The sequence below is a fragment of the Algibacter sp. 2305UL17-15 genome (assembly GCF_040720935.1).
GTDB lineage: Bacteria > Bacteroidota > Bacteroidia > Flavobacteriales > Flavobacteriaceae > Jejuia.
Window position 1 is genome coordinate 242,024 of sequence record NZ_JBFDAE010000004.1, and the last position, 22,342, is coordinate 264,365.

Annotated in this window: 17 protein-coding genes; 11 read left to right on the forward strand and 6 right to left on the reverse strand. The window is 34.4% G+C overall.

Annotated elements, in window-relative coordinates; all coding sequences use genetic code 11:
• Nucleotide 1 precedes the first annotated feature (1 nt).
• From ABXQ82_RS06305 to gltB, 3 genes are all read right to left on the reverse strand, one after another.
• The gene (locus ABXQ82_RS06305; RefSeq protein WP_367056530.1) at nucleotides 2-499 is read right to left on the reverse strand and encodes a hypothetical protein; all 498 of its coding nucleotides are present in this window, start codon (nucleotides 497-499) and stop codon (nucleotides 2-4) included.
• Nucleotides 500-699: 200 nt separating this feature from the next.
• Nucleotides 700-2,163, reverse strand: a complete 1,464-nt coding sequence (locus ABXQ82_RS06310; RefSeq protein ID WP_367056533.1) for a glutamate synthase subunit beta — start codon at nucleotides 2,161-2,163, stop codon at nucleotides 700-702.
• 4 nt (nucleotides 2,164-2,167) lie between these two features.
• Complete coding sequence (gene gltB / locus ABXQ82_RS06315; RefSeq protein WP_367056536.1) at nucleotides 2,168-6,682, reverse strand: glutamate synthase large subunit; 4,515 nt, start codon at nucleotides 6,680-6,682, stop codon at nucleotides 2,168-2,170.
• A gap of 459 nt (nucleotides 6,683-7,141) precedes the next feature.
• Here gltB and ABXQ82_RS06320 point away from each other — a divergent pair, with 459 nt between their 5' ends.
• From ABXQ82_RS06320 to ABXQ82_RS06335, 4 genes are all read left to right on the forward strand, one after another.
• Nucleotides 7,142-8,200, forward strand: a complete 1,059-nt coding sequence (locus tag ABXQ82_RS06320) for a porin (RefSeq protein WP_367056539.1) — start codon at nucleotides 7,142-7,144, stop codon at nucleotides 8,198-8,200.
• A gap of 79 nt (nucleotides 8,201-8,279) precedes the next feature.
• Nucleotides 8,280-8,618: a P-II family nitrogen regulator gene (locus ABXQ82_RS06325; protein ID WP_367056542.1), complete on the forward strand. Its 339-nt coding sequence runs from the start codon at nucleotides 8,280-8,282 to the stop codon at nucleotides 8,616-8,618.
• A 27-nt stretch (nucleotides 8,619-8,645) separates the two neighbouring features.
• Nucleotides 8,646-9,875, forward strand: coding sequence for an ammonium transporter (gene amt, locus ABXQ82_RS06330; protein ID WP_367056545.1), 1,230 nt, complete (start codon nucleotides 8,646-8,648; stop codon nucleotides 9,873-9,875).
• Nucleotides 9,876-10,005: 130 nt separating this feature from the next.
• Nucleotides 10,006-10,344, forward strand: coding sequence for a P-II family nitrogen regulator (locus tag ABXQ82_RS06335; protein ID WP_367056548.1), 339 nt, complete (start codon nucleotides 10,006-10,008; stop codon nucleotides 10,342-10,344).
• Between the two features lie 80 nt (nucleotides 10,345-10,424).
• Here ABXQ82_RS06335 and ABXQ82_RS06340 read toward each other — a convergent pair whose 3' ends face one another.
• Nucleotides 10,425-13,016, reverse strand: a complete 2,592-nt coding sequence (locus ABXQ82_RS06340) for a phosphoenolpyruvate carboxylase (protein ID WP_367056551.1) — start codon at nucleotides 13,014-13,016, stop codon at nucleotides 10,425-10,427.
• A gap of 293 nt (nucleotides 13,017-13,309) precedes the next feature.
• Between ABXQ82_RS06340 and ABXQ82_RS06345 the strand changes: the two genes are divergently transcribed.
• From ABXQ82_RS06345 to ABXQ82_RS06360, 4 genes are all read left to right on the forward strand, one after another.
• A complete protein-coding gene (locus tag ABXQ82_RS06345; RefSeq protein ID WP_367056554.1) occupies nucleotides 13,310-15,136 on the forward strand; it encodes a hypothetical protein in 1,827 nt (608 codons plus the stop codon).
• Nucleotides 15,137-15,340: 204 nt separating this feature from the next.
• Entirely contained in the window at nucleotides 15,341-16,267 is a 927-nt protein-coding gene (gene nadA / locus ABXQ82_RS06350; protein WP_367056556.1) for a quinolinate synthase NadA, read from the forward strand.
• Between the two features lie 332 nt (nucleotides 16,268-16,599).
• Entirely contained in the window at nucleotides 16,600-18,156 is a 1,557-nt protein-coding gene (gene nadB, locus ABXQ82_RS06355; protein WP_367056558.1) for an L-aspartate oxidase, read from the forward strand.
• A 226-nt stretch (nucleotides 18,157-18,382) separates the two neighbouring features.
• The gene (locus tag ABXQ82_RS06360) at nucleotides 18,383-19,057 is read left to right on the forward strand and encodes a hypothetical protein (protein ID WP_367056560.1); all 675 of its coding nucleotides are present in this window, start codon (nucleotides 18,383-18,385) and stop codon (nucleotides 19,055-19,057) included.
• A 439-nt stretch (nucleotides 19,058-19,496) separates the two neighbouring features.
• Here ABXQ82_RS06360 and ssb read toward each other — a convergent pair whose 3' ends face one another.
• Nucleotides 19,497-19,829, reverse strand: coding sequence for a single-stranded DNA-binding protein (gene ssb, locus ABXQ82_RS06365; RefSeq protein ID WP_367056563.1), 333 nt, complete (start codon nucleotides 19,827-19,829; stop codon nucleotides 19,497-19,499).
• Between the two features lie 242 nt (nucleotides 19,830-20,071).
• Between ssb and ABXQ82_RS06370 the strand changes: the two genes are divergently transcribed.
• From ABXQ82_RS06370 to ABXQ82_RS06380, 3 genes are all read left to right on the forward strand, one after another.
• Nucleotides 20,072-20,611 (forward strand): DinB family protein, encoded by a 540-nt coding sequence (locus ABXQ82_RS06370; RefSeq protein WP_367056565.1) that lies wholly within the window; start codon nucleotides 20,072-20,074, stop codon nucleotides 20,609-20,611.
• A gap of 82 nt (nucleotides 20,612-20,693) precedes the next feature.
• Complete coding sequence (locus ABXQ82_RS06375; RefSeq protein WP_367056568.1) at nucleotides 20,694-21,044, forward strand: hypothetical protein; 351 nt, start codon at nucleotides 20,694-20,696, stop codon at nucleotides 21,042-21,044.
• A 57-nt stretch (nucleotides 21,045-21,101) separates the two neighbouring features.
• Nucleotides 21,102-21,794 (forward strand): hypothetical protein, encoded by a 693-nt coding sequence (locus ABXQ82_RS06380; protein ID WP_367056571.1) that lies wholly within the window; start codon nucleotides 21,102-21,104, stop codon nucleotides 21,792-21,794.
• Nucleotides 21,795-21,846: 52 nt separating this feature from the next.
• Here the strand turns inward: ABXQ82_RS06380 and ABXQ82_RS06385 are convergent, their stop codons facing one another.
• Nucleotides 21,847-22,311 carry a CBS domain-containing protein gene (locus ABXQ82_RS06385; protein ID WP_367056574.1) on the reverse strand — a complete coding sequence of 155 codons (465 nt, stop codon included), beginning with the start codon at nucleotides 22,309-22,311 and terminating at the stop codon, nucleotides 21,847-21,849.
• Nucleotides 22,312-22,342: the final 31 nt, after the last annotated feature.

Sequence of the window (22,342 nt, forward strand, 5' to 3'; positions counted from 1 at the left end):
TCTAATATTTATTGAATTGTAAATTTGATAATCGCATTGCTTTATGATAGATAAGAGTGTCTGCCGCATATATGTAAAAATCCCTTACTATATCATTTTCTTTGAATTCTAAGGGAACATCCAGGTTTGCAATACCATCTATTCCTGTTATAGTTGAAGAACAGTTATTGCAATTTCCAATTATAAAGTAGGCGTTTTTCAAAATACGTCCTTTATACTTTAGAACTTCACTTATCTTGAAGCTTTTATGTGTTGCTTTTTTTGTTTTGGGAATCGTGTTTATTGAATCTATTTTAAGTGTTTTGTTGAAATTATTTTCATCTGAATTCAATTCGTTTTTGTTATTAACCAGAGTGTCAGATGTTGTTTTGTCTGAATCGTTATTAGTTCTTTTTCCTTTAACAAAGGGGATTAATTTGTATACAATAAGAACAATAATCAACACTTTAACTACTGCCGATAGCCAAAATTTAATTTTTCTTTCAATCTTTAGATTCATTTTAAGAGTAGCAATATTAATTGGAGTATATCTACATTCTTATTTAATGAAGTGAAAATAAGAAAATTCAATTATTTTGGATGTCATATGTTGCGTTAATTCGTTTACACTAAAAATTACTAAGCTATTTTAAATAGAAAATCCTCTTATGGTTAGCGTTAAACTAATTATAAGAGGATTGTAAATTAAAGCGTATTTTTTTACATCGCCACCAAATCGCCAGAAACATCCTTAGATGGTAAATTAGATTTACCCATTAAATATAAATCTACCTGTCTAGCAGCTTCCCTACCTTCAGAAATGGCCCAAACAATTAAAGATTGTCCACGACGCATATCGCCAGCAGTAAATATATTTGGAACATTGGTTTGATACTTTCCGTATTCTGCTTTATAATTAGAACGGGCATCAGTTTTAATCCCTAATTTATCTGCAAGGGTGCTTTCAGGTCCTGTAAAACCAAGTGCCAATAAAGCTAAATCACATGGCCATGTTTTTTCTGTACCTTCAATTTCTATAAGTTGTGGACGTTCTCCAGGAACCATTTTCCATTCCACATTTATCGTTTTTAATGCAGTTAATTTTCCGTTTTTATCTTTTACAAACTCTTTGGTATTGATTAACCAGTTGCGTTCTACACCCTCTTGATGAGAAGACGATGTTTTTAACTGTAACGGCCAAAAAGGCCAAGGTGTCGTTGGCGAACGATGTCCGGGAGGTTTTGGCATAATCTCAAAATTAACTACTGTTTTTGCACCTTGTCGGTTAGATGTACCCACACAATCTGATCCTGTATCGCCACCACCAATCACTATAACGTTTTTATCGGTTGCTAAAACTTGATTTTCGACCTTCTTGCCGAATAATACTTTAGTTTGCTGCGTTAAGAAATCCATGGCCTGTACCACGCCATCGGCATCAATACCGGGTGTTGGTAAGCTTCGTCTTTCTGTTGCGCCACCACAAAGAACTACGGAGTCAAATGCTTTTAAATCTTTAACATCATAATTAACGCCAACATTAACATTGGTTTTAAACGTGATGCCTTCAGCTTCTAAAATCTTTAAACGGCGGTCTATAATTTCCTTTTCCATTTTGAAATTAGGGATTCCGTAACGTAATAAGCCTCCAATTTCGTCATCGCGCTCAAAAACAGTTACAGTATGTCCAGCTCTGTTTAATTGTTGTGCAGCAGCTAAACCAGCAGGTCCAGAACCAACAATAGCAATAGTTTTACCCGTTCTTGTTTTTGGAGGTTGTGGTTTTATCCAGCCTTCTTTAAAGGCACGCTCAACGATGTTCTTTTCAATATTTTCTATAGATACGGGGTCTTCTATAATACCTAATACACATGATTGCTCACATGGTGCAGGACATAAACGACCTGTAAACTCAGGAAAATTATTTGTTGAATGTAATAGCCAAGAGGCTTTTTGCCACTCGCCTTGGTGTACCATATGATTAAAATCAGGAATTAAATTTCCTAATGGGCAACCACTATGGCAAAACGGAATACCACAATCCATACAACGAGATCCTTGTTTTTGTAGTTCGGGTTCATTTAATGGTACCGTAAATTCTTTATAATGTTTTACACGACTTTCTACAGGCGCATAAGCTTCATCTTGTCTTTCAAATTCTTTAAATCCAGTTACTTTTCCCATGACACTATGCTGTTGTTAATTCTTCTACCATTGGTTCTTCAGTCTCTAAACGTTCCAATGCACGTTTGTATTCAATTGGCATCACTTTTACAAAATTCCCTAAACTTGCATCCCAATCAGATAATAATTGTTTTCCAAGTTTACTATCCGTATAAAGTGCGTGCTTTTCAATAGTTTGTTTTAAATCTGCTGCATCTTCACTTGTAATAGCTTCAAACTCTATAGTTTCTGTATTACATAATCCGTTTACAAATTTGTTGTCAGGATCGTAAACATAAGCAATACCACCACTCATTCCTGCAGCAAAGTTTCTTCCAGTTTTACCTAGCACGATTACTTTTCCTCCTGTCATGTATTCACAACAATGATCTCCAACGCCTTCAACAACGGTTGTTGCTCCAGAGTTTCTAACCGCAAAACGTTCTCCTGCAATTCCGTTTATATAAGCTTCACCTTCAACGGCTCCAAACAAACATACATTACCAATTATAATATTGTTTTCAGCAATAAAATCTGCTTTAGCTGGTTTTTTAACAATCAATTTAGCGCCAGATAATCCTTTGCCCAAATAATCGTTTGTATTTCCTTCCAAGATAAAGGTTAATCCATGCGCTCCAAAAGCACCAAAACTTTGTCCTGCAGAACCAGTAAAGTTGATGTTTAAGGTGTCTTCAGGTAAACCTAGATGTCCGTAAACTTTAGAAACCTCGTTACTTACAATAGCACCAACGGTACGGTTAATATTGTTTATTGGGTAGGCCAGCGTCGTTTTTTCTTTTCTATATAAAGCTCTGTGCGAATCTTTTAATATCTTAAAATCTAAAACGTTTTCTAAATTATGATCTTGTGCTTCGCTATTTCTTACCGTAAGTTCTCTGTACGCAGCAGGTCTGTGCAATATGCTCGATAAATCTAAACCTTTAGCTTTATAATGCTTAATGGCTTTATTAGCGTTTATTTTATGGGTTTGCCCTACCATTTCAGCTAAGGTTCTGAATCCTAACTGTGCCATGATTCCTCTTAATTCTTCAGCAATGTAGTAGAAGAAATTAATAACATGCTCAGGAGTGCCCTTAAAGTTTTTACGCAACTCTTTATCTTGAGTGGCGATTCCAACCGGACAGGTGTTTAAGTGACACTTACGCATCATAATACAACCCGAGGCTACTAAAGGAGCGGTTGCAAAACCAAATTCTTCAGCACCTAATAAAGCTGCTATAGCTACATCACGACCCGTTTTTAACTGGCCATCACATTCTACAACAATTCTACTTCTTAAATTGTTTAGTACTAAGGTTTGTTGTGCTTCAGCTAAACCAAGTTCCCAAGGTAAACCGGCATGTTTTAATGATGTTAATGGAGAAGCTCCAGTACCACCATCATATCCAGCTATTAATACCACATCGGCTTTTGCTTTAGCAACACCAGCTGCAATGGTACCAACACCAACTTCCGATACTAATTTCACATTAATTCTAGCTTCGCGATTTGCGTTTTTTAAATCGAAAATTAATTGTGCCAAATCTTCAATAGAATAAATATCGTGATGCGGTGGCGGAGAAATCAATCCTACAAAAGGTGTTGAGTTTCTAGCCGCAGCAATCCATGGTAATACTTTATACCCTGGTAATTGTCCACCTTCTCCTGGTTTAGCACCTTGTGCCATTTTTATTTGAATCTCTCTGGCATTAGTTAGGTAATGCGATGTTACCCCAAAACGACCAGATGCGACTTGTTTTATTGCTGAATTACGACTGTCGCCATTAACGTCTTTTTGAAAACGTTTTCTGTCCTCTCCACCTTCACCAGAATTAGATTTTCCACCAATACGATTCATGGCAATAGCTAAATTTTCATGTGCTTCGCGAGAAATAGACCCGTAAGACATCGCTCCGGTTTTAAACTTTTTTACAATCTCTGTCCATGGTTCTACTTCTTCTAAAGGAATAGGGTCCAGATTGTCAAACTCAAATAAACCACGAATGGTCATTAAGTTTTCAGATTGCTCGTTTATGGCTTTTGCATACACATCATAACTCGCTTGATCGCTCAATCTAACGGCTTGTTGCAGTTTTGCTACTGTAGTTGGGTTGAATAAATGACGTTCGCCATTACGTCTCCATCTGTAATCGCCTCCAATGTTCAATCCTAGATTTTTATCGATAGAATTATCTGGATAGGCTTGTTTGTAACGTTGGTCAATTTCTTTTTCAATTTCATATAAACCGATACCTTCTATCCTTGAAGCTGTATAAGGAAAATATTTTTCAACGAATTGGGAATTGAAACCAACAATTTCGAAAATTTGAGAACCTCTATACGAGTGTAATGTCGAGATTCCAATTTTATTCATCACTTTTAGAATGCCTTTTCCAATCGCTTTATTGAAATTATCGACTGCTTTTTGCTCGTCCATATCAGTAATGAAGCCTTCTTTAACTTGCATTCTGATAATTTCGTTAACCATATACGGGTTGATAGCAGAAGCGCCATAACCAAATAAGGTTGCAAAATGATGCGGTTCGCGAGGTTCTGCAGATTCAATAATAATATCGAAATAAGAACGCTTACGTAAACGATTCAATTGATGGTTTACATAAGAACACGCCAATAAAGCAGGGATAGGGGCAAATTCTTGATTTACGCCTCTATCGGAAAGAATGATAATATTCGTTTTTCTTAATAAGGCTTTTTCAATTTGAATAATAATATCGTCAAGTGCATCTTCTAAACCATTCATACCCTGTGCTTTTGGATAAAGCATTTGGATGGTTTCAGCTTGAAAACCGTCAATATCAATGGTTCTGATTTTTTCTAAATCGCCATTGGAAATAACAGGGTTTTGAATTCGTAGTTTTCTACATTGTCTTTCTGTAATGCTGAAAATATTTCTGTCTTTTCCTAAGTTTAAACTAATGTCTGTAACAATTTCTTCACGAATACCATCTAAAGGCGGGTTTGTTACCTGAGCGAATAATTGTTTGAAATAGTTAGAAATGAGTTGAGGTCTATCAGATAAAACAGCTAAAGGTGTATCAATACCCATAGATCCCAGAGCTTCTTTGCCAACTTGTGCCATTGGTGTAATAACCTCTTGAATATCTTCAAACGTATAGTTGAATAAACGTTGACGTGTTTTTATATCTATAGTTTCAATAGGGCAAGTTTCGCTAGTATAAGGAACGTCTTTTAAATGTAAGCGCGTTTTGTCTAACCACTCTTTATAAGGTCTTTCTGAGACTATTTTGCTTTTTATTTCTTCATCTCCAATGATGCGTCCCTCGTTCATATCCACCAAGAACATTTTTCCCGGTTCTAATCTTCCGTGTTCTTTAACATCCTCTGGTGCAACTTCTACAACACCAATTTCAGAAGACATGATCAATTTTCCACTTTTAGTAACCGTATATCTTGAAGGTCTTAATCCGTTTCTGTCTAATAATGCACCAATATAATCGCCATCTGTAAAAGGCACAGATGCAGGGCCATCCCAAGGCTCCATGATACAGGCGTTGTATTCGTAAAACGCTTTACGTTCTTCAGACATGGTAGCGTGCTTTTCCCATGCTTCAGGAATCATCATCATCATGATTTCGGGTAATGAGCGTCCTGTATGTGTTAATAATTCAACCACCATATCCATAGAGGCCGAATCTGATTTTCCTGGTAATATTATAGGGAATAATTTATCTATTTGTGGCCCGAAAACATCACTTTTCATAATTTCTTCACGAACACGCATGCGGCTTACATTACCACGAAGGGTATTAATTTCACCATTCTGACACATGTGGCGGAACGGTTGCGCCAATTCCCAAGTAGGCATTGTATTAGTAGAAAAGCGTTGGTGCACCAATGCCAATCGCGTTACTAAATCTATTTGTTGTAAATCGGTATAATAGGGGCCAATATCTTCAGGCATGATAATACCTTTATATATTATGGTTGTATTTGATAAACTAGGGACATAGAAATAACCGCTTTCAGAGATTTTTGATTTTCTAATGGCATGTTCGGCAATTTTACGAGCAGCGTATAATTTAGCCTTAAACGTAGCTTCGTCAATAGTTTCGGTTTTACCAACAAACAATTGCTCAATCTTTGGTTCAGAAGCTAAAGCAATTTGTCCTAACTGTGTTGAGTCCACAGGAACTTCTCTCCATCCCAAAACAGTTAATCCCTGAGTTTTTATTTCGTTTTCAAAAGTATCTTTACAGTATTTGTATTGATTTGAAGTTTTTGGTAAAAAAACCATTCCCACGGCATATTCTCTTTGTTCTGGGATTTTAAAATCACAAACACGCTTAAAATAATCGTGAGGGATGTCAATTAACAAACCAGCACCATCACCTGTTTTTCCATCTGCACTAACACCGCCACGGTGCTCTAACTTCACTAGAATTTCTAGTGCGTCATGTATGATTTGATTTGTTTTTTCTCCTTTAAGATTACAAATAAAACCAGCACCACAATTTTCATGTTCAAATTCTGGGGAATATAGTCCTTGTTTCTTCAGCATAATCAACAAAATATTAGTTAAAACTCGAGTTGAGACGCTAAGATACGCCCTAGGTTTCGAATTACAATAATGCGGATTTCATTATTTCGATTTTTTAATCGAAGTGAACCTAAAAATGGGTTTATATCAATAATAACGAGATATTTTACTAAATATTCAATCGATAATATATCTATAAATAGGAATTCGTGAAATAAAACGAAGAAATATTGATTTTCTTAGAAAGAATAGCACAAAAAAGGCAGAAAACCTGACAATTATTCAAACTCTTTAATTGCTGATTATTCATAAAATTTCAAAAATAACATGATACCCCTAAAAATTTAGGGGTAAAACTAAAAAAACAATAAAAGTGCAGATAATGCCCCTGTTTTTTTAGGGGGACATATCTTTTTTAAATAGTTTAGCCCCGTCTTAAGGAAATAAATTTTAAAAATTAATAACCAAAATTTAAACATTATGAAAAAATTATTGACTCTTACAATGCTTTTTACAGCAAGTATATTATTTGCTCAAGAGGCTGAAGAAAAAAAATTTAGTGTTAGTGGTAGTGTGGATGCATACTATAGAGCAAACTTAAATGCTCCAAATGATGAAAACGCAATTGCCCCAGGATCGTCTTTCGCTAATTTACCAGGTTTTGCTTTAGGTATGGCAAATGTTGTTATGTCTTATGAAGGCGAAAAAGTAGGTTTTGTTGCCGATTTAGTATTTGGACCAAGAGGTACTGATGCTATTTTTGGTTCGCCTGCTGTAGCTCCTACAAGTGCTACATTATCTACAGGTAATATTGTAAACCAACTTTACGCTTACTGGAATGTTAGTGAATCCGTAACTTTAACAATGGGTAACTTTAATACCTTTTTAGGGTATGAGGTTATTTCTCCAACTGCAAACTTTAACTACAGTACATCTTACTTGTTCTCTTATGGTCCTTTTAGCCATACAGGATTAAAAGCTGATATTGCATTGTCTGAAGATTTTAGTTTAATGTTGGGTGTTATGAATGATACTGATGCTACGGAATTTAACGCCACAGGTGATTATGCATTTGGAGCGCAATTAGGATATTCTGGTCAGTACTTAAATGTATTAATTGATCCTTCTTTTACTGAAATTGATTTTACGGGTGGGTTTGATCTGTCTGATGATTTTTACTTGGGAATCAATGCGGCTTATTTGAAAAATGAAGATGTTGGTTCTGTAGATGGTGGTTCTTTTGCAGGTGTCGCTTTATACCCTCAGTTGGCTACTTCTGATGCTTTTACTATTGGTTTAAGAGGGGAGTATTTTATGGAGGCCGATGGTGGTTCAGGAGCCATTGGAACTTATGATACTAATGGAGATGCTTCTGTCTTTGCTGTAACTCTAACAGGGAGTTTAGAGATAGATAATTTAACTATTAAGCCAGAACTTAGATTGGATTCTGCAAGTGAGGACGGAACTTTTATGGATAACGATTTAATGCCATCTAAAAGCTTAGGTTCTTTTGTGCTAGCTGCAATCTACTCATTCTAAATTATAAATATTAAGTAGTCTTTAAATTTACTTAGAGACTACTTAATTCTATATACTAATCAATTAAACACATTTAAATATGAAAAAAATTGAAGCAATTATAAGAAAGTCCAAGTATAGTGCGGTTAGAGATGCATTGCACAATGTTGGCGTAAACTTTTTCTCTTACTGGGATGTTACTGGTTTAGGAAATGAAAAAGAAGGTCATGTTTACAGAGGTGTGTCTTATAGCACGAGTGATATTCAACGCAGACAATTATCAATAGTTGTAAATGATGATTTTGAAGAAATAACCATTAAAACGCTTCTTGAAGCTGCAAGTACGGGAGAAGTTGGAGACGGTAAAATATTTGTCTCAGACATCAATGAATGTTACAGAATAAGAACAGGAGAAAAAGGTGGTGACACTTTAAAATAATAACATTTAAAAAAAACTTTTATAATTATGGAAGGATTATTTACAGCAAATAACGTATGGATGATGATCTGTACTGCACTCGTTTTCTTTATGCACACAGGTTTTGCATTTTTAGAAATTGGGTTAACAAGACAAAAAAACACAATTAATATTTTATTCAAGAATATATTTATTATAACAGTAGGATTGTTGTTATATTATATTGCAGGGTTTAACTTAATGTATCCCGGTTTTGCAGAAGGTTCTGCAGGCGTATTTGATTTTGCAGGATTTGGTATAGCACCTCCTGAAAACGGAATGACTCCAGAATATGCTGATGGTGGCTACACCTGGTGGACAGATTTCTTATTCCAAGGCATGTTTGCCGCAACCGCTGCAACAATTGTTTCCGGTGCTGTCGCAGAACGTATGAAGATTGGAGCATTTATGATTTTTACAGTAATATATGTTGGATTGGTTTATCCAATTGCTGGCTCATGGAAATGGGGTGGAGGATTCCTAGATCAAATGGGGTTCTATGATTTCGCAGGTTCTACACTTGTACACTCTGTTGGTGGATGGGCAGCTTTAGTTGCTGTTTACTTACTTGGTTCTCGTATTGGGAAATTTAAAAACGGAAAACCTCAAGCGATCCCAGGGCATAACATTCCTTTGGCAACTGCTGGTGTTTTAATACTTTGGTTAGGATGGTTTGGATTTAATGGAGGTTCTGTGCTTTCTGCCGATCCAGAATTAACATCATTAACTTTAGTGACAACTTGTTTAGCTGCTGCTTCAGGTGGTGTAATTGCTGCTTTAGTTAACTTCTTGAGATATAAAAACTTAGATTTAACGATGTTTTTAAATGGTATTTTAGGAGGATTAGTTGGTATTACTGCTGGTGCTGATGTGATGACGCCAGAAAGTGCTATAATAATTGGTGGAATAGCAGGTGCGCTTATTGTTTTTGCAGTATCTTTTATAGATGCTATAAAATTAGATGATCCAGTTGGAGCTATAGCTGTACACTTAATATGTGGTATTTGGGGAACTTTAGCAGTTGGTATATTTTCAACCAATCCAGATCATACGTTTTTAATTCAATTAACAGGTGTTGCTTGTTATGCAGCATTTTGTATTGTCTCATCTTTCCTTATTATATTCACATTGAAGAAAACGATGGGAATAAGAGTTTCTGAAAGAGAAGAATTAGAAGGCTTAGATGCTCACGAACACGGCATGGATGCATATCCAGATTTCCGATTGAACGAGCATTAATTCTTAATTAGTTTAGTTAGTTTGTGTTAAAATGCCTCACGGTTTCGTGGGGCATTTTTTGTTTCAGACTTCACTTCAGTTAAAATTATTATTTTTTACCTTTATAATAACGATTAAAAAAACTATCATCATGAAGAAAATAGAAGCAATTATTAGAAAGTCAAAGTACAGTATAGTGAAAGAAGCGCTTCATGAAGTTGGAGTTAATTTTTTTTCCTATTGGGACGTTACCGGGATAGGGAACGAAAAGGAAGGGCACGTTTATAGAGGTGTTAAATATAGTACCAGCGATATCCAGCGTAGGTATCTTTCAATTGTTATAAATGACGATTTTGAAGCTGCCACAATTCAGGCTATTATTAGATCTGCGGGTACTGGTCATGTAGGTGATGGTAAAATTTTTGTTTCAAATATAGAAGAATGCTACAGGATTAGAACAGGTGAGCGTGGCGGAGATACTTTGAAATAGAATTTATGCCATTTCAGCAAAAAAAACGCTTATTCTAAACATAGAAGAAGCGTTTTTTTAATTTTATATAAGTATTCTAATTACGCGGAGTTCCTACTTGCATTAATATTACCAAATAAAGAACGCGTTACAATTTTTTCGTAAATAATCTTTTCAGGATCATCTTTAGCAACACCTGCTTTTTCAAGTTCTTGAATTTTCTTCAAGGCAAACTGTTGAATAGTTAATAATGGTAAAACAATATTCTCTCTAACCTGAATAGATGCTTTTCCGGCTGGTTCGTTCTCCATTAGTTCTTTATAGCCGGTAAGCTTTAAAAGTAAGCGTTTAGTGGTTTCGTATTCTGTGAAAATAATTTTCCAGAAATCACCAAACTCTTCGTCTTGTGCCATGTATTTCGTTAAATCAAAGAATGATTTTGTTAATGACATCATACTGTTTTCCAACAATGTTTTAAAGAATTTAGAATTGTTGTAAAGTTGTTCTACTTTTTCAAATTCACCTCTGTCTTCGTATTGTTTTAAGGCAGTACCTACACCATAAAAACCAGGTACATTTTGTTTTAACTGGCTCCAAGAACCTACAAAGGGAATGGCCCTTAAATCTGAAAACACTAATTTATCTGAATTTCCTCTTTTAGAAGGACGACTCCCAATATTGGTTTTTGCATAGTATTTTAAAGTACTCATACGCTCCAAATAGGGTATGAACATTGGGTGGTTTTTAAAGTCTTTATAAGTTTCATAACTAGTTACTGCAAGGTCATTCATTACAAATCTATCGTCATCAGATAATTTGTTTTTCTCTCCATCAATTCTGTTTTTAATACCAGAACTTATCAGTTGTTCTAAGTTGTATTGCGACGAATTTAAAGTCCCGAAATTAGAGCTTACCGTTTGTCCTTGAATGGTAATCTGTACTTCTTTGTCTTCAATTGTAGGGCCTAAAGATGAGTAGAAGTTATGCGTTTTTCCACCACCTCTTGCTGGCGGTCCGCCACGACCATCAAAGAATATTGCAGTAATATCATATTTTCTGGATATTTCAGTCAACAATTCTTTGGCTTTGTAAATGCCCCAGTTCGCCATTAAATAGCCACCATCTTTGGTGCCATCAGAAAATCCGAGCATGATATTCTGTTTGTTGCCTCTGGCTTTTAAATGTGCCATATACGCAGGGTTTTGGTACAATTGTTCCATAACGGCAGGGGCGTCTTCTAAATCTGGAATAGTCTCAAATAAAGGTGTAACGTCAACAGTAAGATTGTCTTTAAAAGCCACTATTTTTAACATGGCGAATAATTGCATGACGTTTAGTGCTGTTTGGTTATTGCTAATGATGTATCTATTAGCGCCACGCTCACCATTACTTTTTTGAATGTCTTTAATTATGGCAATGGTTTTAAGAGTATTCCTGGTCATTTCATCATCAAAAACATCTAAATCATCTATATCGTCATTGGCTTTTGAGAGAATTTCTACTTGCTCGCTTTCAGATAAATCATGATAATTGGCAGGAAATGAAGAATTACCTCTTTCTATTAAATGATCTATTACAGTTGTAAAAACCGAGTGGTGGATTCTACTATCCTGTCTTATATCTAATGTCGCAAATCTAAAACCAAAAAGATGCACTCTATTTATCAGGTTGTTAATGTCGTTAACATACAGAGATTGGTGTTGTTCAACTACGACATCTCTAATACTTAGTAACTCCTTTATCAGTTCTTTTACGGTAATTTTCTTTTTCGTTTTTAAATCAATACTGTAGTCATACAGTATGGTTTCTAAACGTATAATGCGCTCCTCAACACCTCTAAAAGTAAGTTTGCGTCTTAAATTCTTTAAATCTCCATAATATTTTTTAAGAATGGATTTTTTAAGTTTTGCAGCAACTTTCAGGGTTGTTTTTGGCTTAACAAAAGGGTTTCCGTCTCTATCTCCACCAGGCCAAAACCCAATATTTATAATATCGTTGTGCTTCTTTCCGTCGGCATATATGTTAGTTTGAATGTAATTGTAAATGTCGCCAAAAGATTGATAAAATACATTTTCCAAATACCAAATTAAGCTTTTTGCTTCGTCGTATGGAGTTGGTTTTTTATGTTTAAAGAAAGGTGTTTTTCCTAATTGCCCGAACAGATTGCTTATTCCTGAAAGGTCATTTTCCTCAATTGCCTTTGTTAAATCGGTAATGATCCCAAGAACCGAACCTGGATAAAATTGCGTAGGATGTGCCGTTAAAACGATACGGACTTTGAATTCTTCAAGATATGCTTTTAATTCTTCTATATTTCCTTCGGAAGTAGCAGAGCCTTTAAGGTTTCTTAGTGTCCCAATGCCATCCATATTGTTTACCACAGGAAAAGCAGCATCTTCTATGGCATCAAATAAAACTACTTGTCTTTCGATATATTGAATAAACCTGAACAATAGGTTTATTTGGCTTTCCTTATTTCTTCGCGCTTGGTATTTCGAGAAAAATGCTTCTACTATTGTAGTAGGGTTGTCTCCTTTTTTAAAACCTTTTTCACAAGTTTCATGAAACAACGGCAATAAGACCCCCGTTTTTGTAACAGCATCAAAGGGCAGGGTCATAAATATACTGTTGTATATTTGATATTTTGACAAAACGGTTTGATTGAATCTCGTTAACTTTGGTTCTACAGACATAATTCAGTTTGAGTAAAAATTAGCCATAAAAATACTAAAGGTTTACTGAACCACCCACATGATTTTAAGTTTTATCAATTTTTGATGTTTCCCGAATTCTTATTGTGAATAATTAAATAAAACGGGGGCTATGGCTGTTTCTTGCTAATTATCTTAATCTAAAAAGAGGACTTTTTTTCTATAATAATTAAGCTATTTTATTTTTTTATAAAGAAACACAATACTGAGAGTATGATAAATGTCATGTTCTAAGGGGGTTACTAGTTTTATCTTTGCCGATTAATTTAATAATTATGAAAAAAGCACATTCATTTCATATTCCCGTAATGGGAATTGGTTTTACAATAGACTCGCCATTAAAAGTGGCGCAATACGGTATGGATTCTGTAATTTCTCTGGTAGATGATATTCTTCTGGAAAAATTAAGAAAGATGTACAGCGAAAAATTCAAAATGCCTTATACCGAAATTACTGATAAAATTGAAGATTTTAGAGCCAAAAGAATTACGTCTTATTTAAATATGATGAGCGATTTGGTGGACGAAAAATTTGAGTCTTTAAAAAACATAACATCAGATAAAAGTGAAGCTCTTTTCGCTTATATAAACATGCTTCCCGATGGTTCTAAGCTTAAAGCCGAATTTAAAAAGATGACGGAAAAAGGGTTTAGTTTTTCTGAAATCAAAAAATGGGCAAGTGAATCGTTAACTGCTGGAAGTATTGATGTAAATATCATGACCAAAGTAGATAAGGATAACTACAAGAAAGACGAAAAACTGTCTGTTGAATATAACGATGCGCATGCTGCTTTTAGAGGTTTTGCAAATAGTAAATTGAATTCTTCAGTTGTTTTATCCGCAGGAATGAATCCTAGGTTATTTGCCTATATGTCTCAATTTGATGATTTTTTTCCAGATGAAAACGGAAATTTTAAAAAGCGAATTATTTTAAAAGTGAGTGATTATAGATCGGCACTTATCCAAGGAAAATTTTTAGCAAAAAAAGGATTGTGGGTTTCAGAATATAGAATTGAATCTGGTTTAAACTGTGGCGGACATGCGTTTGCAACCGATGGTTATTTATTAGGACCTGTTTTAGCGGAATTTAAGGAAAGGCGAAATGAACTGCATGACACCATTCAAAGTGTTTTAAAACAAGAGCTTCTAAATCAAAATAAAATTGTACCATCAGAAGCATTGAGTTTTGGGGTTACGGCTCAAGGTGGTGTAGGAACAGAAGAGGAACACACATTTTTATTAGAACATTATAATTTAGATTCCGTAGGTTGGGGAAGTCCGTTTTTATTAGTGCCAGAAGCAACTACGGTTGATGATGATACGTTAAATAAATTAGCAAAAGCAAAAGAGAAAGATTTATATTTAAGTGATATTTCTCCCCTTGGCGTGCCTTTTAATAACCTAAAAGACAATACCAAAGATTTAGAAAAACAGGTTTTAATTGATAAAAACAGACCTGGGAGTTCATGCCCAAAAAAGTTTGTGGCATTAAACAGGGAATTTAAGGAAAAAGGGATGTGTACTGCATCAAGAGAATATCAATTTCTAAAAATTAAAGCATTAAACGAACAAACTTTAGAGCCTGAAGCACATAAAAAAGCATATGATAAAATCATTGAAAAATCATGTACTTGTGTAGGTTTGGGGACTTCGGCATTGTTAGCCTATGATTTGGATACTAAAGTTGAGGGCAAAGGTGTTTCAATATGTCCCGGGCCTAATATGGCGTATTATTCTAAAGTCATGAGCCTTAAAAACATGACCGACCATATATATGGAAGAGCGAACGTGATCTCCAGAACAGATCGTCCTAATCTTTTCATCAAAGAATTACATATTTATATAGATTATTTAAAAAATAAGTTTGAAGCGTCTAAAATAACAATGACTAAAAAAGAGGAGAAATACCTGATGACTTTTACCAATAATATGAAGGAGGGAATTGCGTATTACCAAAACTTATTTGTTGAAGTGAAAGATGTTTTTAGTGCTATAAAAAACACGATTCAATCTGAATTAGAAAAAAGCGAAGCCACTTTAAATCAAATGCTTTTGGATATTCAAAATATATCAAATAAACCAAATGAGTTAGTTTCTTCTTAAAACGAGTATTTTGGTTTTGCCAATAATTAACCTGTTTACTTGATGATATTTTAGAATTTGCACAAATTGATTGAGGGTACTTAAACGGTGCCCTTTTTTCAGAAGAATAACATATTATTGAACTTTTTATTTAAGATATTTGTATCTTAACACGTTGGAATATACCAAATTTGGTGTGTTATTAACCATTCATAAGAATTTAAAATGGATTTAGTAAAAGAGATACTACGCCTTAAAAAGGAGAAAAACGCTGTTATTTTGGCACATTATTATCAAGTAGCCGAAATACAGGATATTGCAGATTATGTTGGAGATAGTTTGGGCTTGTCCCAAAAAGCAGCCGAAACCGATGCGGATATGATTGTGTTTGCAGGTGTGCATTTTATGGCAGAAACCGCTAAAATTTTAAGTCCGGATAAAACGGTGGTTTTACCAGATTTAAATGCAGGCTGTTCGCTGGCAGATTCTTGTCCGCCAGAAGAATTTGAGAAATTTACAAAAGCGCATCCGGACCATGTTGTGATTACTTATGTGAATTGTTCCGCAGAGATTAAAGCATTAACTGATATTGTTTGTACATCATCAAACGCTTTAAAAATTGTAAATTCTATTCCGAAGGAAACCCCAATTATTTTTGCGCCAGATAGAAATTTAGGACAATACATCATCAATGAAACAGGAAGGGACATGTTGCTTTGGGACGGGAGTTGTATCGTTCACGAAGCCTTTTCTATGGAAAAGTTGATAGAATTGCATAAAAAATATCCAGATTATAAAATCATAGCACACCCAGAATCTGAAACCCATATTTTAAATACAGCAACCTATATTGGTTCTACTTCTGGAATGATAAATTATGTAAAAGAGCATCAGGACCAAAAATTTATTGTGGCTACCGAGGCCGGTATTTTACACAAAATGCAGCAAGAAGTGCCCAATACAGAATTGGTGCCTGCACCTGCAAAAGAGGATAATACCTGTGCGTGTAGCGAATGCCATTTTATGAAAATGAACACCCTTCAAAAACTATACGATTGTATGCTGAATGAATCTCCACAAATCGATGTGCCTAAAGAAATTCGAGAACGTGCATTATTGCCTATCGAACGCATGTTGGAGTTGTCAAAATGAGGTGGTCTGAAAAGTGGTTGATTATTGTCAAACTGAGCGTAGTCGAAGTTTTAATATATTGAAATGCAAGGTATTTACATAAAGCTATGCTTCGTACCTTCAAAACAAAAAATATTTTGTTTCTCGTTAATGCTCAATATGACATTTAAACTAAATATTGACTTTTCAGACAGACTCATTCGTGAAATTTAAATGCGTAGTTTAGCTTTTATTCACAAATAGATTCGTTTTAATTAGTGTAATTCATGGCTAAAATTTAGGAAACCAATCCCCATAGCTATTCCCGAACCATCGGAAATAGGATTTAGTATTCAATTTGATAAAATAAAATAATGACTGCAGATTATTTAGTGATAGGTTCTGGAATTGCTGGCTTAACGTTTTCGGTTAAAATTGCGGAAAAATTTCCCGACAGGAAAGTTGTTATTGTGACCAAGGCAAGCGAAGACGAATCTAACACTAAATATGCACAAGGGGGTGTTGCAATCGTTCTCAATAAAGAAGAAGATTCTTTTAAAAAACACATTAAAGATACTTTAATTGCTGGCGACGGACTTTGTAAAGAAGATGTTGTTGAAATGGTAGTTAAAGAAGGTCCAGACCGAATGGAGGAATTGCTACTCTGGGGCGCCAATTTTGATGTGAATGATTCCGGGAAGTTCGATTTGGGAAAAGAAGGTGGGCATTCAGAATACAGAATTGTACATCACAAAGATATTACGGGTTACGAAATTGAACGCGCACTATTAAGTAAGGCGCATCAATTACAAAATATTTCCATTTTACCGCACCATTTTGCCATTGATTTAATAACAAACCATCATTTACCAGAAGTTGATTTAGATGAATTAACTTGTTATGGCGCTTATGTTTTTAATCAGAAATCAGGAGAAATTTTTACAATAAAAGCCAATAGTACCTTGTTGGCGTCTGGAGGTATTGGTTGTGTGTATGGGCATACTACAAATCCAGTAATTGCTACTGGCGATGGCATAGCTATGGCATATAGGGCAAAAGCACGTATCAAGGACATGGAATTTGTGCAGTTTCATCCAACTGCTTTGTATGATGCAAAGGGCCAATCTTCATTTTTAATTTCTGAAGCCGTAAGAGGTTTTGGCGCCTATTTAAGAAATAAAAAAGGCAAACGTTTTATGCTGGATTACGACGATCGTGCCGAATTGGCGTCTCGAGATATTGTATCCCAAAGTATAGATAGTGAATTAAAAAAATCGGGCGAACCAAATGTGTATCTTGATTGTACCCATTTAGATATGGATGCGTTTTGTGAACATTTCCCAAATATTTATAATAAATGCTTAGAACATCATATTGATATAAAAACCGATTGGATTCCCGTTGTGCCAGCATCCCATTATTTGTGTGGCGGTATTAAAGTGAACAAAAAAGGAAAAACCACCATTGCTAATTTATTTGCCTGTGGGGAATGTACAAGAACTGGTTTGCATGGTGCAAATAGGTTGGCTTCAAATTCATTATTAGAAGCTTTGGTGTATGCGCATAATATTTTTAAATACCATTCTAAAAACGACTATAAATCTATAGCCATTAATATTCCAGATTGGAATGATGAAGGTACTTCTATTCCAGAAGAACATATATTAATTCAGCACAACCTAAAACAATTACAAGCCCTAATGCGAGATTACGTTGGGATTGTGAGAAGCAAAAAACGCTTAAAAAGAGCCATTAAACATTTAGATTTGATTTATGAAGAAGTTGAAGATTTATATCGGGAATCTAAAATAACCACCTCGCTTTGTGAACTGAGAAACATGGTTAATGTGGCGCATTTAATTATCAGGCAATCTTTGGAAAGGACTGAAAATAAGGGCGGGTATTTTAATGTGGATAATGTGAAGAAGTAGAAGAGACTCTTTAATAAATCGTTATTTTAGCCAAATGTCTCTTTGAGCGCTCCCAATAGTTATCGTGACGAAATGCTTTGGTTTTCGGAATATTTAAACTTCGACTTTAGCCTGTCTTGAGCGGAGTCGAAAGTCTCAGTTTGACAAGGGCTTTTGTTTTCAAAATTACATACTTAACAACCCACCAATCTATTATATTAGAGCATTCGGTGCGAACAAAAAGAAAATGAGAGAACAAGACAGAAAAGACATTCAGAAAATACTCGAATCAATTCCAGATGAGTTTCGGGTAATTGAGAGTGAAATCTATCAAGATAAAATTAAAGAATTCTATAAAATAAGTAAACAGATTGATGACAAACAATTAGAAATTGAAGAAAATTTAATTCAGCTTTCAGATAAAGAAAACTTGGTAAGACTTGCTGATATTGGAGATGTAAAAAGCTATCGGAAAATTGAAAAAATAATTAAGAACAATAATAACCCGGAATTTAAAGAATTCGCAAATGTCGCTCTAAAATTTGCGAGAATGAATTTAGAACATCAATTATCGGACGAACCCATTGCATTTATTTCTTCAGGATTAGGAGGAAAAGGAAATAAACTGCGTTATTATTTTGTGCTAAGATCTAAGGAAAATATAGGGCCAGAAAGAGAGCAAAAACTAAAAGATGAATTGATAATAATTTGCAATCATTCAGATTCTGAATTTGAATCCATCGAAAATTTTTGGAGTTATGTTCTAATTAAAGTCCTCGTTTCTTTCGAATTTGCAATTGGTAATGTAATAGATGAATTGATTGAAAAATGTCAATTTTGTGATAAAGATTATTTTTGTACTAATGTAGAAAGACCTTCAAAAGAATTAATTGAACAATGGATTAATGGTGAATTTGATTAGTCGAAGTTTATATCTAAGCTATAATTTGTTATCTTTTCAAGACACGTTTAATCGCTAACCGTTATCACTTCGTATCTTTAAAAAGTAAACTTCAGAAAGAAAAGCTAGAAAATGATATTTCTATCTCCTATGATTCAATATTATTACATTCTAAAAATCTTAAAGCCATAAAAATTCTCAATACCATTTAAATTTAAGCTTGAAAATGAAGCAGCGATGGGAAAAATCGGAATTTCAGATTTTTCTACCAGACCAACTAAGCCATAAAAAAGTTTTAGAAAAAGCACATCCCAGATACACGATGTTTAGGCAAAAAACAAAAATGCTTTAAGTGAAGTGGAAAAAGATTTTAACAAACAAACTGACTCAACTGCTAAACGTTTAAAAAAATGAGAAAAGCAGGGGATTACCCTGCTTTTAATTTAATACGTTGGTTTTATTATTTACCAAGCATCAAAAGTTCACTACAAACCACTTCGGTAATGTATCGTTTGTTGCCCTCTTTATCGTCATAACTGCGAGATGTAAGTTTGCCTTCAATAGCCACTTCTTTTCCTTTGGTGAGGTATTTTTCAATGATTTCAGCGGTTTTACCCCAAGCAACAACGTTGTGCCATTGGGTATCTGTTATTTTTTCACCTTTGTTATTGGTGTAGCTTTCGTTTGTGGCCATATTAAATTTTGCCAATGTTTTACCTGATTCAAGATTGATGATTTCTGGATCGTTTCCTAAGTTGCCAATCAACTGTACTTTGTTTCTAAGTGCGTTCATAATTTCTAATTTTTTATACCTGCCGTCGCTGGCAAGCGTGTTAAACAGTTAATACCATGCCCTGAACTCGTTTCAGGGTCTTTTTAATTTTACTTAATTGTCGTTTTGTAAATGAGTTACTGAAACAAGTCCAGTATTAATTCGACATTGCAAATATCAAACAGCGTCCAAATTTTATTCGGTAATTACTTACTTAAAATCGTTTGTAAATGTTTGTAGTCGTTTGTAAATGGATAAAAATTTTGTACATTAGCCCATATTTATTAGGAAATATGGAGTTTAAGGGAATTATTCAGCAACTAGAAAATAATAATAGCGTTTTCGAAAATCTTCTAAAAAACAAAACGGAAAATCAATATTTATGGCGACCAAAACCAGAAAAATGGTGTTTACTCGAAATTATTGGTCATCTTTTGGATGAAGAAATCTATGATTTTAGAGCCAGTGTAAAACATGCTCTTGAACATCCAACGCAACCACTTGTGCCTATAAATCCAGAAGGATGGGTAACAGAGCATCAGTACATTTCAAGAGATTATAATCAAACACTTCAGCTATTTTTAGAAGAGCGTACTATTTCTATTAAATGGTTAAAAATGCAAACTGATGTTAATTGGAATAGCTCTCTAACCCATCCAGATTTAGGCGAGCTGTCTGCTGGATTCTTTCTAAGAAATTGGTTAGCCCATGATTATTTACACATCAGGCAAATATTAAACTACCAATATGGTTTTTTCAAAAGCACATCAGATATAGATTTAAGTTATGCTGGTAGTTGGTAATTCTCTATAGAAACCGAAAGACTTATTTTAAGATAGATAGAATCGAGTAATTTTAGATGGTATAAAATTAAAAACAAGCAACATGCAAAAACAATGTCCAGAATGTGGCGATAAAATCGTAGGCAGAATTGATAAAAAATTCTGTAGTGATGGCTGTCGAAATGCCTATAATAATCGTGTTAATAAAGACAGTAAAAACCTCATTAGAAACACCAATAACCGACTTCGGAAAAATTACAGAATTCTGGAAACCCTAAATCCAGATAAAAAAACAAAAACCTCCCGTGCAAAACTAATTGAAGCTGGTTTCGATTTTAATTACTTTACAAGCATCTACACGACAAAAGCTGGAACGGTATATTATTTTGTTTACGATCAAGGCTATTTACCATTAGAAGGCGATTATTATGCGTTGGTAAAACGAGATAGCTAGCCTTTTGTAACATTTTTTAGAATTAAATACTAATAGGTAAACCGTCACTAAAAATAAATGTCTTCAGAAATTATAATTCCCTTAATAATTTGCGCCACCATCACAATTGCTTTTTTAGTGTATTACTTCGGAAAAAAGCAAGTCATTTTAAGGCATCTTAAAAAATTCAAATTCAAAGAAATTTTACAATTCAGAACCAATGAGCCAACAAAAATAACAGGTAAGGTGTTGCATGTGCATGAGCCATTTATTGCACCGTTCAGTAAACGAAAATGTGTGGCGTACGAAATTAAAATCCGACAAAAAAAGAGTGGCGGTAAAAATTCATATTGGAAAACCTTAGTTGAAAAAGAAGATATTCAAGACTTTTTTATTGAAAGAAAAGGAGAAGTGGTAATGATAAAACCCTCAAAATCCCCTAAAAATTATAAAAGCTATTTAGTTGAAGATAAAACGGTGTCTTCGGGATTTTTAAACGACCCAACTCCAGAGTTTCAAGAACTATTAGAAGAGTTTAATATTAAGAGTGAAAATCTTCTGGGTTTTAATAAAAGGTTGCGCTATTCCGAACGTATTTTAGAAGTTGGAGAAACCGTTACCGTAGGTGGCATTGCAAAATGGAAAGTTTTAGACACAGAAATTTTAGGTTACAATTATTCTAAAATTGCAACCCTGGAAAGTGATTTAAAACACAAAATTATCATTACCGATTTACCAATAGCAAGAGACCAAAAACAAAGGAATCTGTAGGTTTTTCTTTTTTTTGGAATTTAGTTCTTGTTTTTTGGAATTTTACTGAGTACTACCAAGTTTGCCCCTTAAGTTTCATCGCAGCTTTTAAAACGTCTTTTTGGCTAATTTGTCCCACCAATTTCCCTTCTTCTACAATAGGGAAACGTCTTCTTTTGCTTTCGAAAAATTTCGTAGCTGCATCAAAAATATTCATATTACCATCAATAGTATCTACATCTGTAGTCATGTAATTTTCAATGGTTTTATCTTGCATTGGCATATTGTAGTAGCGGCTTTCGCTAATTTGCTTAATACAATCTGTTTCAGAAATAACACCAATAAGATCGTCTTTATCGTTTACCACAGGCCCTCCCGAGATGTTATTGTTAATTAATGTTTGCATTACTGTCTCTATAGTTTGCTCCTTGGTAAAGATTATTAAATCCCTTGTCATGTAATCACTTACTTTTAAAGGAGTGTCATCGCCTGCATTCCCCTGTTGTCTTCTTGCCCCTTGAAAACTTTTTATAGCCATAATATTTAATTTTTTTAGTAAAACTAAATGT